We start from the raw sequence: 12,663 nt of genomic DNA, 5'->3' as shown, positions 1-12,663 counted from the left end.
CGGAGGTGGGCGTTATTTTCTAGGAGAGTATAAACTAGTAGGCAGTGAGAGGGGATGTGTTGTATAATTAGGCAAGCAAGGCATAGCAAAAAGCGGCTACCCAGGAGGTGACCGCTTATGACCGTATATGAATCATTGTCTTTAATGATAATGTTTGCTGCTCTCGTCATTGTAATAAGACGCGAAAAATAGCCCGCTTCCGACCAAAGATAACGGCTATTTTTCGTAAAATAAGATGGGATTAAATAGGGCCGCGCTATGTCTTGCGATATTAGCGACCTTTTTTCTTTTTGTAATACGTTACATCTTTAGTTTACACAATTTCATCCCAATTGTCATTACTCATTATCTAATTAATTAGTTAGTTAGATAGTAAAAAAGATTATTTAGCTAATATAAAAAGTTAACTAATGAAGACTAATCCGCTATTCATCGCAGCAGTCGTCGGTCTCACGTAAGTACGGAGCCGCGCCCGATTTCGGAACGTGGCAAATCGGAGTAGACATTGTGTCGTACGCGTTGATCGAGACAGGCGTGTACTCTACGTTCAAGTCGGAACAAAAGGCGGAAGGTATGAAGTAACGGGCTTAACGGACTCATTCGCGCGATAGTGCGTAGGTGGGTCCGTTTTTTTCTTTATAGATATAGGAAAAATATACTAGATTGCGAGCTGGATACATAGTAAAATGTGTCTATATTAGTCGAGAGGATGTATTTTATGGAGGAATTAAGTAGTTATGAAGTTGTAGAGACAAAACAGACAGCGCCACTAAATAAACTCGCATTAGTCGCGACGATACTAGCAGGCGTTGCAATTATTGCTTCGATCGTACTGTTAGTTGTGAACCACAGTCTAAAGGCGCAGGTATCGTCGCTAAAAGCGGAAAACGCAGCCCTAGCGAAGTCGGTGGATGACGTTAAGGCAGCGCAGGATACTAGCGCGCAAGAAATAGCTACATATAAGTCAGTCGCGTATATGACGGAAGCAGCCCACGTTATCGAGGGTTCAGTAGTCACCGATGATTTCGTAGTGGATCGGATATACTTCAGCCAAGATGGGGGTAATCTTGATAGCGTGACTATGGACGTTACTAATCAACCAACGATGGAGCTTGCGTATAAAGGAAAAGGTGCATACAATGTTGGAGACCGCGAGTTGAGAGCAAAGGCTGATAGTCTTATAGCGGCGGTCAAGAAGTACTATAGTGATGCGCCGGGAATGCCGAAATGGACGGAATCCACAGCAGTCAATTTGTCCGTTCAAAACTATGATATCGGTAGTTACGCTGACGGTGAGTTTAAACTTGTCGGGGAAAAGTAATAAATCTAACGAATAGTCCGTTCTTCTATTAGTGACAGTAGTCAATTTCAGTGGTATTATTTAGGGGAATGTGGCTAGATACGGAGGAGATTCAGAGTGAAAGATCAAGAATCCGCAGTAGCAACGAAGGCAACTGAAGAAGTCGATAACGATCCGAGTTTTTGGGATATGTTTCCGGTAGATAAACAGGCAGCGAGGATAATTTCCGGTTTAATCATCGGAGGAATCATCCTGTGGTTCCTGTACGGACTATTACGTTATGGTCTCGTATTTAACATAACGATAAACTAAGCGCTTGTCTCTTCGGAGGCAGGCGCTTTTTTTTCGTTTATAGACGTAGCGTATTTAGAGCGGTGCTACTTTACGAGTATCCTGCCCGAGGTATTTTCGCATTAGTATTCTAGGTTCTGCTGCAACGAACGAGTTGAGCATCATAAAGCGTCCGTGGTAACCTCGACATTGATATAGCGCGACGACTTGAACGGAATCCTGCGTTTCTTCGTATACTTTTTAACGCCACGTCTGCACATAGTGGCTCGTATGTCCTTTAGTTCGCGCTTACTGCGTTCATCGCCCGCTCGACAACTTCTGCATTGGGGCCTGCGTGCGTAATCCGGCTGATTCTGAAAGTATACGTTTGTCGCGTTCAAAAGCGGTAAGTGCCTGCGGTAATAATAAGTATGTACGGACGAGTGCGTGGTCCTCTGCGGTTATCTGCGTACTCATGTTGCGAGCCTTTGTGTTAGCTTTGACAAGGGTGGATAGTTCCTCTATATGCCATATTGGCATATCCACGTATTCCTCGGAGGTTTCATTTTTTGTGTCGGTTATGTCTGCCTGTCTATTTTCAGTGTGTGAAATGTTTTCTTCGATACGCAACCGATTATTTACAAAGTCGCAATCATCTTCGTCCAAAGCAATCAGTTCCCCGTGTCTGTAACCCCCTATTGCCCCGAGAAAGTAAAATCTCCAAACTGAGTCATTCTTAATTAACGATTCAATAACCTCGGCTGCTTCTTCTTCCTCAAAATAGTTTTTCAGTTCTTTTCGTAGCCTGATGAAGGAGAGATTGAGGTAAAGTAGGAGCCTACCCTTATTCTAATATGACTTCCATCATAATTTTGGTAATATAATCTTTTTCCCGGTATTTTACCACGGCATATATATATATTCTTCATAAACATAATCTCCTAAAGATAAGTTTAGTCGATCCATTTCCGAAAAAAGTCGATCATAGGTTTCATGAATGCTCTTTTCTTCACCAATATGGTAGCCCGTTAGAAAATATCCTTTCTTAGTTTTCAAATAAGGATAGTCCTCCCGAGGATTAGGTTGCTTTATGTACAGATAACTGTAGTTCGTATATTCACCCTTCAATACTTGCTCTTTTTTTGTAATACCCCCAATAGGATATCCTGTATCGAGAAATGATACATATAATTCGTCAACAAATTCTGAAACCACTCTCACAAAATCTTCTTCCGAAATATTTTTTATATTTTTACTAAGATAAAGTGTTGCTTCTGCGTGTTCTTCAAGAGAAATCTGATGAAAATCTAACCGCAATGCCTCTTCCATGAGTTCTATTTTTGCGTCAATGATCCTTTCCGTCATTTCAATTTCTTTTCTTTTTTTAACAATGTTCTCTTTCTGTTGGTGCATTAAAGATAAAAAGCTGGCAGGTGATTTGTGTTTCATATACTGCTGGATTTCTTTGAGTGACATTCCAAGATCTTTTAACAATTCAATCACGTTGAACCATTCTAATTGACGAATAGAATAAAAACGATATCCTTTATCGTTTTTGTAAATCGGAGAAAAAAGGCCAATTTGATCGTAATAGAGTAATGTCTGCTTATTAACTTTACATAGATCGGAAAATTCCCTCGGAGTAAAGTACTTTTCATTCATTTTTGAGTGCCTCCCTTGACTGTATAGTTACTATATACCATATGATCGTTTTGTAAACAAACTAAATGGAAAGGTTTTGTTATTATGTTTAGCGAAATTCGGGTTGTAACGAGCTCGAATGAAAAAGAAGTACTTTCCTTAAGCATAGCTAAGGATCAGCGACAGTTTGTAGAATCCATCTCACAGTGTTTACAAGAGGCTAGGGAGGATACTCGTTTTGTACCAGTAGGTCTGTATAAAAATGCTATACCAGTGGGTTTTGCTATGTACGGTAAATTTGAAGACGAAGTCTGGTTCGATCGGTTTCTAATAGATGAGCGATTTCAGGGAATGGGCTTGGGCAAATATTTTATGGAAAAGCTTATTTCATTTTTAGAAAATGAGTACCCTGGCCACCATATTTATTTAAGTGTTTATGAAAATAATATCCATGCAATTCAATTATATAAACAATTTGGATTTACTTTCACAGGTGACTATTATACACCAAAAGAAAAAATAATGAATAAAAGAAATCAATGAGATTGATAAGTTTTGAACATAGGATGTAACTATCAAAGGAGATTAAATGTAATGAATGTTAAAAAATATTTAGGTGTCTTGCTTTTTATTTTAGTGACCATCCTGTTTACAGGCTGTTCGCTCCAAACGGTCTCATTAAAGGACTCGACACACAGCAGTTCTGTTTTAACGCAATTTGATGAAGTCGCTAAATATATTTCGGAGCATAATGATCTTCCCGGGAATTATATAACCAAGAAAGAGGCCAGAAAATTAGGCTGGGAGCCTAGTGAAGGAAATTTGGAAAAAGTAGCCCCAGGCAAAAGCATAGGCGGTGATGTATTTCGAAATCGAGAAGGCTTGTTGCCTGAGAAAAAAGGGAGAATTTGGTACGAAGCAGACATTAATTACTCAGGCGGAACTAGGGGGAGCGATCGAATTCTCTACTCCAATGATGGCTTAATCTATAAAACAACTGATCATTACCGTACGTTTGAGCAACTAAAAGAATGAAGGAGGCTTTATGATGGTTGTAATTATAAATGGAAATAACATTCATGGAAAAGAAGAATTACATGACACACTTCAAGCCCAGCTTGGATTAGACCAAACTTACGGTCGAAATTTGGATGCATTATGGGATTGCTTAACTGGCTCCATCCCGATGCCACTTACAATTCAATGGCTTGATTTTCACGCAAGCAGGAAATCCCTTGGAGAATACGCCGATCGTTTGTTGGATTTAATGCGTGAAGCCGAAGAAGAGGTGGAGAATTTTACTTTTGACGTGAAAGTATAATTATCTTTTTAAGATTTTCACTTTTAGTTAGGAGAACAAAGACGAATTGGGGACAGACTCTGGTATTTTATATAGATTACAGTATTCGCAGGTACACAGGACCAACGAAGCGCCTTACCGTTAATTTGCGGAGGAGGCACTTTAATTTTGGAAAAATTACATGCTATAAAATTCAGTTTAGTTTTGTGTTTTGTAATGATAATTCTGCTACCAAATGATTTATTATCTTAATCTGGATATAGATACATCATCCAAAAGAATGGTTGCAAAAGTATCCTGTGCTGTAACGCGGAACACTAAATCTCTAGAGACTGTCCCCGAATTCCCTGAGATTGAGAAGGTACGGGAGACTCTCTCATATTGTGATGAAGGTAGCGAGTTAAGCTGGATCGTGTAGGTTTGCTCTCCTAAACTAATTTGAAGCCGACCACCGAAAGGACTGATCAAATTACGTACCCAGAAGGTCACACGGTATCTTCTTCCTCTTCTCAGATCGGAAATCGTTTGTCTAAGCGAGACGCTGTGCCCCGGGTTAGCTGAGATTCTGACGGCTTGATTGCCACTGTGCGGGTTGGTTCTGGTAATAAAGATTTGACCTGTCACGTTGTTGACGTTTGCAATCCAAGGTGTCAAATCCTGATCTTCAAAGCCGCCGTTTCTAACAACAGCCTGAGTAGGCAATATTCTTTTCTTCTTCAATGCGTGAGGTTGAGATTGTATAGGGGATCTATTCATCCCTCTACGGACAGTAGCTGTACTTTTTCCAGTTTTTTTAGGTTTCATCTCAGCCAACTCTCTTTCAGTAAAAAATGTATTTTGTATTAGTAGTTTATGAAAGTGTGAATAATAGTGTTCATATTAAGAGAAACCAAAAATACCGCCGTATGGCGGTATTTTTTTGGTTATGTAATTACAGCGAAGAAAGAGTTTTACGACTTTATAGAGCAAAATCTTGTAACAGAGGGCCGAAGCCTTTCTATTGCATAAGTTGGTATAATCATTGGTACAGCAACTTTTGACAGAAAGACATCGGAGACGAGAATTATCCCGAAAAGCGCAGAAATGCTTGTTATTCAGGAACTCTTAGCAAAGACTACAACATAGCAAATGCATAGTGATGTAGATCAATTCAGCCGCATTTGAACTGTGAATTTGACGCACAAATTTGGATTTGGCCATGGGAAGGTGGGTTCAGTGAAGCTGATATGAGTCTGACATACCATATGGAACAGTTAAGAGTCTGTTTTATGAATTTTATTAACTATGTATATATTGTAATGGATAAGAAAACAGGAGACATTGCTATTGTCGATCCGTCATGGGATTTATCGAAAATAGAGTCATATCTTCGACAGTTGAATGGTAATCTCAGAGCCATACTATTAACCCATTCACATTTAGATCATGTTAATTTGGTAAATCCGCTCCTGGAAAAGTATAGACCGCACGTATTCATGTCAATACAAGAAATCGATTATTACCATTTTAGATGTGAAAATTTACATCCCGTTAAAGATGGGGATTTTATCAAACTTGGAGAAACAGAAATTAGAAGTCTTTTGACCCCAGGACATACCGTGGGAAGTGTATGCTATCTTTTATCCAATCACTTGTTTACGGGGGATACCATTTTCATTGAAGGTTGTGGCTTTTGTGATCCGAATGGAGGAGATCCGAAAGACTTATATCATAGCGTTCAAAAAATAAAGCGAGAGGTTGATAGCTCCATTCAAATTTATCCTGCTCATTCATATGGTAAAGCACCTGGTTCCCACTCAGTCACCTTATGGATGAAAATATTTATTTTCAATTTACGAGCATGAAGCCGTTTATTAATTTCAGAATGCGTCCCAACCAAAAAGGTTTATTCAATTTTAAATGAGTTGGTAAAAGGGGGCAGTTCTTAAGGATGATGGGGCCTCTACCCCCTTAAAGATAGACTGGGTTGTTGCCAAAATGGCAATTGACACTGTTTGAGCAGAGGATTATAATGGAAATATACTATTCCAATTATATGATTATATGAAAAATAAAGGAACTTGTTCGCGGTTAATCGCTGGCGGGTCACGTTAACCACTGATGAGGGACATATCGTGAGAGATTGTAGCTTATCAAGCAGGATAAGTGAAAGGGCGAAGCTATGCATACACTGGCAGCAGACATTATAGGGGTTGATTTTGGCAGTATGTTTTGTTAGGAGATGAGCGGAGTGAATTGGTACGTGCTTTTTGTGCGAACGGGTAGGGAAGAAAGGGTTAAACAACTTTTTAATAAGTGGTTTGATTCTGAAGTTTACAAACCATTTATACCGCTCCAGGAGAGGCTTTTTAAAGTAGCAGGAACAGTCAAGAAAGAATTAGCGCCTTTGTTCCCCAGTTATGTGTTTATTGAGTCCAACTTACCTGACTTGCAGTTCGTAACAAGTACAAATTCAATGATTTATACTTCCAGCGATATCATTCGTTTATTGAGATATTCGAAGTTAGAAGCTTCTATGCGAGATTGCGAGAGACAAGTTTTAGAGAGTTTATGCAATGATAGATATTGTATAGAATGCTCAACTGGAATTATTGAAGGAGACAATATACGTATCATAGAAGGGCCGCTTAAAGGAAGAAGCAGCATAGTTAAGAAGATAGACAGACATAAAAGACAGGCGGTTATTCAGCTAGAATTTATGGGTGATATCAGACTAGTGAACGTAGCTTTAGAAATTATTAGTAAAGTTTAAATAGAATAATCGTGGGGATATCTTCTCCATTTGGAAGCTTTCAGAGCCCTTAAGGCATTTGAAGGTTTTTTTGGTTTGTGCTTGCCTATTCATAGGGGGATATGCATGTGACCATGTATACGGAACAGCTCATGTTGAAGCGGGAAGATATCGTGATGAAGGCGGCTGTTAGTTTTGTACATGCAGTTTGCCGTGACGATGCTGCTCTCGATCCGGAGATTTTTCATTCAGATGAGTGTAGCTACTTTGAGAGCCTGCTATTCCAGCGCCGAAAATCCAACTTTCTGCTTGGCAGGCTAAGTGCAAAACAAGCAGCATCCGTGCTGTTAAGGGAGCAGAACCTACGCAACATAAGCGTGGAGACAGGTGTTTTCGGCCAGCCCTTGCTTCGAACTACCGGAGTCCCTGGTTACCAAGTGAGCATTGCCCACTGTGATGATATCGGGACCGCTGTTGTTTTTCCAGAAGCGCATCCTATGGGGATTGATATTGAGAGGATAAGTCCTAACCGAAATAAGACCATGGAAAGCCAATTGACGACGGAAGAAAGGGAAAGAATCGCAGCCGTGCGAGGAGTAGAGGAATACTCTGTTTTATTGACGGTTTCTTGGACGGTAAAGGAGGCGATTTCGAAAATATTGCGCACAGGCTTTACCGCATCATTGCAAGTGCTTGAAATTAACGAGATCAGATTTAATAGTGGATGCTTTCGGAGTACATTTTCGCATTTTCCGCAATATGCCGCCCAGTCGTATCGGTTGGGTAACTACATCTTTACTATTGCAGCGCCAAGGAAGACGGAATGGAGTATCAATATGTCTCAATTGTATGAGCAATTTAATCCGATTTTCCATCCAAGCTGTTTGTAAATAACCCAATTTTAGGAGGATATACATGCGTAAAGAAGAAGTATTCGAAATCGTTAAAGGTTGTATTTGTGAAGTTCTACCAGAATTAAACGATCACCAGTTTCAGTATGACGATCGCTTGGTAGATTTGGGTGCGGATTCGGTAGATCGAGCCGATATTGTAATGAAGTCTATGGAAGCATTATCTCTTAATATTCCGCGCGTTGAGTTATCTGGCGTTAAAAATGTAGGAGAGTTGGCAGATGCGCTTTATGCCAAATTATAAAGAGCCTGAGTTAGTTATTACGGGAGTTGGTGTTACTTCGTCGATTGGGCAAGGGAAGACTGCCTTTGCTTCGGCGCTGTTCAAAGGGCAACATGCATTTGGAGTTATGCAACGTCCAGGCAGAAAGGGAGAAGCTTCATTTATAGGTGCGGAGCTGCCATCTCTGTCTTATCCGGAGACCATTTCCAAACGAATGTTACGAACCGCATCATTTTCAGGACAGGTGGCAATGGTTACCCTTCAAGAGGCCTGGGATGATGCTCAATTGGATGACGTCGACCCTAGCCGCATAGGATTGGTGATTGGAGGCTCCAATTTTCAGCAACGGGAATTATTTCAAACCTATGAGGCTTATCGGGAAAAAATGCACTTTGTATCTCCGACCTATGGGCTGTCCTTTATGGATACTGATTTGTGCGGATTATGCACTGAGCAATTCGGTATTCAAGGGTTAGCGTATACTGTCGGCGGGGCTTCCGCGAGCGGACAAGTCGCCATCATTCAAGCGATTGAGGCAATTCAAGCAAATCGGGTTGATGTGTGCATTGCGATGGGGGCGTTGATGGATATTTCGTATTTGGAATGCCAGGCATTGCGATCCTTGGGAGCCATGGGAAGCGACCGATATGCCGACCAACCAGCAATAGCGTGTCGCCCCTTTGATAAGATGCACGATGGATTTATATACGGGGAATCTTGCGGAGTTATCGTCATAGAGCGGTCGGATTTTGCAATGAAGCGGCAGGGGAAACCTTATGCAAAGCTTGCAGGCTGGGATATGGGGATGGATCGGAACCGGAACCCCAATCCTTCTTATGATGGCGAGGTTCGAGTGATTAAAAGGGCCTTGGAGAAAGCGAAACTGTCGCCGGAAAAAATTGATTATATTAATCCCCATGGGACAGGCTCTGTAATTGGGGACGAGATCGAAATAAAGGCAATACAGGATTGCCAATTATCACATGCTTACATCAATGCAACCAAATCCATTATCGGGCATGGTCTGAGCGCAGCCGGGACGGTTGAAATTATTGCTACTCTTCTACAAATGAAAGAGTCGAAACTTCATCCTACCCGCAATTTGGAGGAGCCGATCAGAGTGGATTGCAACTGGGTGAAAAACGAGTCCATCCCAGCGGTTATTCACAATACTATGAATTTGAGCATGGGATTTGGCGGGATCAATACGGCCATCTGTATGCAAAAGTATGAGTCGGGCATTTAAGAAAGGGGGAGCATTATGGTATTGGTAGGAATAGAAGCAATGAATGTTTTTGGGGGCTCAGCCTATCTAGATGTCATGCAATTAGCGCAGCACAGACAGTTGGACCCTGCGAGATTTGAAAATTTATTAATGAAAGAAAAGGCTGTTGCCCTACCCTATGAAGATCCGGTTACCTTTGGAGTCAATGCGGCAAAACCGCTGGTGGACGCCCTCTCTGAAGCGGAAAAAAACCGCATCGAAATGCTCATCACCTGTACAGAATCAGGAATTGATTTTGGAAAATCAATCAGTACATATATTCACCACTATTTGGGACTGAATCGGAATTGCAGGCTATTTGAACTCAAGCAAGCCTGCTATTCAGGTACTGCCGGACTCCAAATGGCGGTGAATTTTATTTTATCCCAAGTCTCGCCAGGGGCCAAAGCGCTTGTTATTGCCAGTGATATCTCACGATTTATTGCCGCTGAAGGCGGGGATGTTTTGAGTGAGGATTGGTCTTACGCTGAACCAAGCGGAGGGGCAGGGGCTGTGGCCATGCTCATTAGTGAAAATCCTCATATATTCCAAGTCGATGCGGGCGCTAATGGATATTATGGCTATGAGGTGATGGATACTTGCCGGCCGATACCAGATAGCGAGGCCGGAGATGCGGACTTGTCTTTAATGTCCTATCTGGACTGCTGCGAGCAAGCATTTTTGGAATACCAGAAACGGGTACAAGGAGTGGATTATAAAGATACCTTCCAGTATCTTTCCTTCCATACTCCATTCGGTGGAATGGTAAAAGGAGCGCATCGCACGATGATGCGAAGGATTACTCAGGCCAAGCCCAATGAGATTGAGGCGGATTATGTACAACGTGTCAAGCCAGGATTGGAGTATTGCCAACGAGTCGGCAATATTATGGGTGCGACCTTGTACCTGTCCTTGGCAGGCACGATTGATAAGGGCACATTTGATTCTCCGAAGCGGATTGGTTGCTTTTCCTATGGATCAGGCTGCTGCTCGGAATTTTATAGCGGGGTAGTGATGCCGCAAAGCCAGGAATATCTGCGTCGTTTTGAGATCGAGCGTAATTTGAATGATCGGTATCAATTATCCATGGATGAATATGAATCCTTGCTGAAAGGCAGTGGCGCTGTACGTTTTGGAACCCGCAACACCAAACTTGATTTTCAATTGGTTCCTGGAGTGATCGATTCCGGGAAAGGGAGACAGCGATTATATCTGGAGGAAATCTATGAATTCCACCGCAAATATCGGTGGGAATCATGAATTATCAAACAATTCAGGTTCGGTTTCAAGAATCGATTTGTTATTTACGGTTTTACCGACCAGAGGCAAATAACACGATTAATAACACCCTCATTGAGGAATGCATGCATGTGCTTGCACTGTGTGAGGAGTCGGTTACGATCGTTGTTTTGGAAGGCCTGCCGGAGGTGTTCTGTCTTGGAGCGGATTTTCAAGGAATGTACGAAAAAATGGCAAATGAACATGAGCATGCACAGAATCCAGAACCACTATATGATCTGTGGTTAAAACTGGCGACAGGGCCCTATATCACGATTTCTCATGTGCGAGGAAAGGCAAACGCTGGCGGCATTGGATTTATTGCTGCCAGCGACATTGTGATAGCAGATCAGACAGCACAGTTCAGTCTGTCGGAATTGTTGTTTGGGCTTTTCCCTGCTTGTGTTTTGCCCTTTTTAGTACGCAGAATTGGATTCCAAAAAGCGAATTATTTGACATTAATGACACAGCCGATTATGGTTGAGCAGGCTCTTACATGGGGACTAGTCGATGCATATGATGCCCAGAGTGATACGGTGCTGCGCAAGCATTTATTACGCCTCAGACGATTGTCCAAAACGGGTATTTTACGCTACAAACGCTTTATGGACGAACTCAGCGATTTGCGTCAGTATAAATCACTGGCGCTGGCGTCCAATCAAGAGGTGTTTTCAGACGCTCAAAATCTGAAGGGCATTTTCCGATATGTCGAAACAGGTCAATTTCCGTGGATGGACTGATGGGCGTTTGCCACAAGACGGGATGCTGAGGGGGAAGTAGATCATCATGTCACAATCTGTGGTTGAGTTACTTGAGATCGAGCGAGGGATTATTCAAGTAACAATGCAAGATAGAGTTCATAAAAATACATTTACACTTGAAATGACTCATGGACTTAGAGAAGCGTTCCGTACGATCCAGGATGACTCGACCTGCAAAGTCGTAATTATAACAGGGTATGACAACTACTTTGCCACGGGTGGGACGCAAGAAGGACTATTGGCTATACATGAAGGAACATCAAAGTTTACTGATGAAAATATTTACTCTCTAGCATTGAACTGCAAAGTTCCAGTGATAGCTGCTATGCAGGGCCATGCGGTTGGTGGGGGCTTTGTCATGGGGCTATTTTCTGATTTCGTAATCCTGAGTAAGGAAAGTATGTACACGACTAATTTTATGAGATACGGATTTACACCAGGAATGGGTGCGACGTTCATTCTTCCCCAAAAACTCGGGTTCAGCCTGGGAGAAGAATTATTGTTAAATGGGGGGAATTACCGAGGCGCAGAACTGGAGAAGCGAGGAGTGCCGTTTCCAGTTTTGCCTCGCAAAGAAGTGATGAGCTATGGATTGGATCTTGCTAGACAGCTGGCCGAGAAACCCAGATTTTCATTAATCACATTAAAGGATCATCTGGTTGCTCCACTCCGTGCTCAGCTTCCCAAAATCGTAGAACAAGAGCTGATTATGCATGAGAAGACCTTTCACCAAGCCGAGGTTAAAGAACGAATCATCAACCTGTTTGGAAAATAATAACTTTTTCACATCCTTATTTATTTATATTTGTTGGACGCTTTTACGGTTTTTCATGGGAATCTGGAAACGAGTGTGAAAGGGGCGCATAGCCTTTCTCATCACTCGTTTTTTCTTTGCTACTTTCGTTAGGCAACGCTTCAAGCGTGAAACAGTAGCTCAAAATAGACATCGTGATAAGCATTTGGCTCATGTTGTATTTAAATTTT

The 12,663-nt window shown here is 41.8% G+C and carries 15 protein-coding genes and 2 pseudogenes; 14 read left to right on the top strand and 3 right to left on the bottom strand.

Translation table 11 applies throughout. The features are described from left to right. Window positions 1-117 precede the first annotated feature (117 nt). The 3 genes from C400_RS28755 (at window position 118) to C400_RS0120920 (ending at window position 1,612) form a co-directional block, all read left to right on the top strand. Window positions 118-192, top strand: coding sequence for a putative holin-like toxin (locus C400_RS28755; RefSeq protein WP_220124463.1), 75 nt, complete (start codon window positions 118-120; stop codon window positions 190-192). A gap of 649 nt (window positions 193-841) precedes the next feature. Then, window positions 842-1,321 carry a hypothetical protein gene (locus C400_RS0120925; protein ID WP_232795404.1) on the top strand — a complete coding sequence of 160 codons (480 nt, stop codon included), beginning with the start codon at window positions 842-844 and terminating at the stop codon, window positions 1,319-1,321. 96 nt (window positions 1,322-1,417) lie between these two features. After that, entirely contained in the window at window positions 1,418-1,612 is a 195-nt protein-coding gene (locus tag C400_RS0120920; RefSeq protein WP_017428100.1) for a hypothetical protein, read from the top strand. A 276-nt stretch (window positions 1,613-1,888) separates the two neighbouring features. On the opposite strand, the gene C400_RS28130 is transcribed toward C400_RS0120920, so the two are convergent. Together C400_RS28130 and C400_RS0120910 are read right to left on the bottom strand one after the other, a co-directional pair. Further along, window positions 1,889-2,110, bottom strand: a complete 222-nt coding sequence (locus C400_RS28130) for a hypothetical protein (RefSeq protein WP_232795403.1) — start codon at window positions 2,108-2,110, stop codon at window positions 1,889-1,891. Window positions 2,111-2,414: 304 nt separating this feature from the next. Further along, window positions 2,415-3,232: pseudogene (locus C400_RS0120910) on the bottom strand (MerR family transcriptional regulator). A gap of 84 nt (window positions 3,233-3,316) precedes the next feature. Here C400_RS0120910 and C400_RS0120905 point away from each other — a divergent pair. The 3 genes from C400_RS0120905 to C400_RS0120895 are packed head-to-tail and all read left to right on the top strand — an operon-like array spanning window position 3,317 to window position 4,532. Further along, a complete protein-coding gene (locus C400_RS0120905) occupies window positions 3,317-3,754 on the top strand; it encodes a GNAT family N-acetyltransferase (protein WP_017428097.1) in 438 nt (145 codons plus the stop codon). A 51-nt stretch (window positions 3,755-3,805) separates the two neighbouring features. Further along, a complete protein-coding gene (locus tag C400_RS0120900; protein ID WP_017428096.1) occupies window positions 3,806-4,246 on the top strand; it encodes a ribonuclease domain-containing protein in 441 nt (146 codons plus the stop codon). A gap of 13 nt (window positions 4,247-4,259) precedes the next feature. Next, window positions 4,260-4,532 (top strand): barstar family protein, encoded by a 273-nt coding sequence (locus C400_RS0120895; RefSeq protein ID WP_016821490.1) that lies wholly within the window; start codon window positions 4,260-4,262, stop codon window positions 4,530-4,532. A gap of 222 nt (window positions 4,533-4,754) precedes the next feature. On the opposite strand, the gene C400_RS0120890 is transcribed toward C400_RS0120895, so the two are convergent. Further along, the gene (locus C400_RS0120890) at window positions 4,755-5,315 is read right to left on the bottom strand and encodes a carbohydrate binding domain-containing protein (protein WP_017428095.1); all 561 of its coding nucleotides are present in this window, start codon (window positions 5,313-5,315) and stop codon (window positions 4,755-4,757) included. 464 nt (window positions 5,316-5,779) lie between these two features. Here C400_RS0120890 and C400_RS0120885 point away from each other — a divergent pair. From C400_RS0120885 to C400_RS0120850, 8 genes and pseudogenes are all read left to right on the top strand, one after another. Beyond that, a pseudogene (locus tag C400_RS0120885) lies at window positions 5,780-6,414 on the top strand (MBL fold metallo-hydrolase). A gap of 327 nt (window positions 6,415-6,741) precedes the next feature. Next, a complete protein-coding gene (gene loaP / locus C400_RS0120880; RefSeq protein WP_016821487.1) occupies window positions 6,742-7,263 on the top strand; it encodes an antiterminator LoaP in 522 nt (173 codons plus the stop codon). Between the two features lie 113 nt (window positions 7,264-7,376). Beyond that, entirely contained in the window at window positions 7,377-8,132 is a 756-nt protein-coding gene (locus C400_RS0120875; protein WP_228552566.1) for a 4'-phosphopantetheinyl transferase family protein, read from the top strand. A gap of 25 nt (window positions 8,133-8,157) precedes the next feature. Next, a complete protein-coding gene (locus C400_RS0120870; protein ID WP_016821485.1) occupies window positions 8,158-8,397 on the top strand; it encodes an acyl carrier protein in 240 nt (79 codons plus the stop codon). Next, window positions 8,375-9,622 (top strand): beta-ketoacyl synthase N-terminal-like domain-containing protein, encoded by a 1,248-nt coding sequence (locus C400_RS0120865; RefSeq protein WP_016821484.1) that lies wholly within the window; start codon window positions 8,375-8,377, stop codon window positions 9,620-9,622. The genes C400_RS0120870 and C400_RS0120865 overlap by 23 nt, the downstream gene beginning before the upstream one ends. A 15-nt stretch (window positions 9,623-9,637) precedes the next feature. Next, entirely contained in the window at window positions 9,638-10,900 is a 1,263-nt protein-coding gene (locus C400_RS0120860; protein ID WP_016821483.1) for a hydroxymethylglutaryl-CoA synthase family protein, read from the top strand. Continuing rightward, the gene (locus tag C400_RS0120855) at window positions 10,897-11,658 is read left to right on the top strand and encodes an enoyl-CoA hydratase/isomerase (RefSeq protein ID WP_016821482.1); all 762 of its coding nucleotides are present in this window, start codon (window positions 10,897-10,899) and stop codon (window positions 11,656-11,658) included. The genes C400_RS0120860 and C400_RS0120855 overlap by 4 nt, the downstream gene beginning before the upstream one ends. A 46-nt stretch (window positions 11,659-11,704) precedes the next feature. Beyond that, window positions 11,705-12,454: a polyketide synthase gene (locus C400_RS0120850; RefSeq protein ID WP_016821481.1), complete on the top strand. Its 750-nt coding sequence runs from the start codon at window positions 11,705-11,707 to the stop codon at window positions 12,452-12,454. Window positions 12,455-12,663 lie beyond the last annotated feature (209 nt).

The organism is Paenibacillus sp. ICGEB2008, from assembly GCF_000307675.1.
GTDB lineage: Bacteria > Bacillota > Bacilli > Paenibacillales > Paenibacillaceae > Paenibacillus > Paenibacillus polymyxa.
The sequence above is the reverse complement of the archived record's forward strand: the minus strand, read 5'-3'. Positions and strand labels throughout refer to the sequence as shown.

Coding starts and splice junctions, on each gene's coding strand:
- C400_RS28130 (WP_232795403.1), bottom strand. CDS start 2,110: ATGCCAATATGGCATATAGAGGAACTATCCACCCTTGTCAAAGCTAAC.
- C400_RS0120905 (WP_017428097.1), top strand. CDS start 3,317: ATGTTTAGCGAAATTCGGGTTGTAACGAGCTCGAATGAAAAAGAAGTA.
- C400_RS0120900 (WP_017428096.1), top strand. CDS start 3,806: ATGAATGTTAAAAAATATTTAGGTGTCTTGCTTTTTATTTTAGTGACC.
- C400_RS0120895 (WP_016821490.1), top strand. CDS start 4,260: ATGGTTGTAATTATAAATGGAAATAACATTCATGGAAAAGAAGAATTA.
- C400_RS0120890 (WP_017428095.1), bottom strand. CDS start 5,315: ATGAAACCTAAAAAAACTGGAAAAAGTACAGCTACTGTCCGTAGAGGG.
- C400_RS0120875 (WP_228552566.1), top strand. CDS start 7,377: ATGTATACGGAACAGCTCATGTTGAAGCGGGAAGATATCGTGATGAAG.
- C400_RS0120870 (WP_016821485.1), top strand. CDS start 8,158: ATGCGTAAAGAAGAAGTATTCGAAATCGTTAAAGGTTGTATTTGTGAA.
- C400_RS0120865 (WP_016821484.1), top strand. CDS start 8,375: ATGCGCTTTATGCCAAATTATAAAGAGCCTGAGTTAGTTATTACGGGA.
- C400_RS0120860 (WP_016821483.1), top strand. CDS start 9,638: ATGGTATTGGTAGGAATAGAAGCAATGAATGTTTTTGGGGGCTCAGCC.
- C400_RS0120855 (WP_016821482.1), top strand. CDS start 10,897: ATGAATTATCAAACAATTCAGGTTCGGTTTCAAGAATCGATTTGTTAT.
- C400_RS0120850 (WP_016821481.1), top strand. CDS start 11,705: ATGTCACAATCTGTGGTTGAGTTACTTGAGATCGAGCGAGGGATTATT.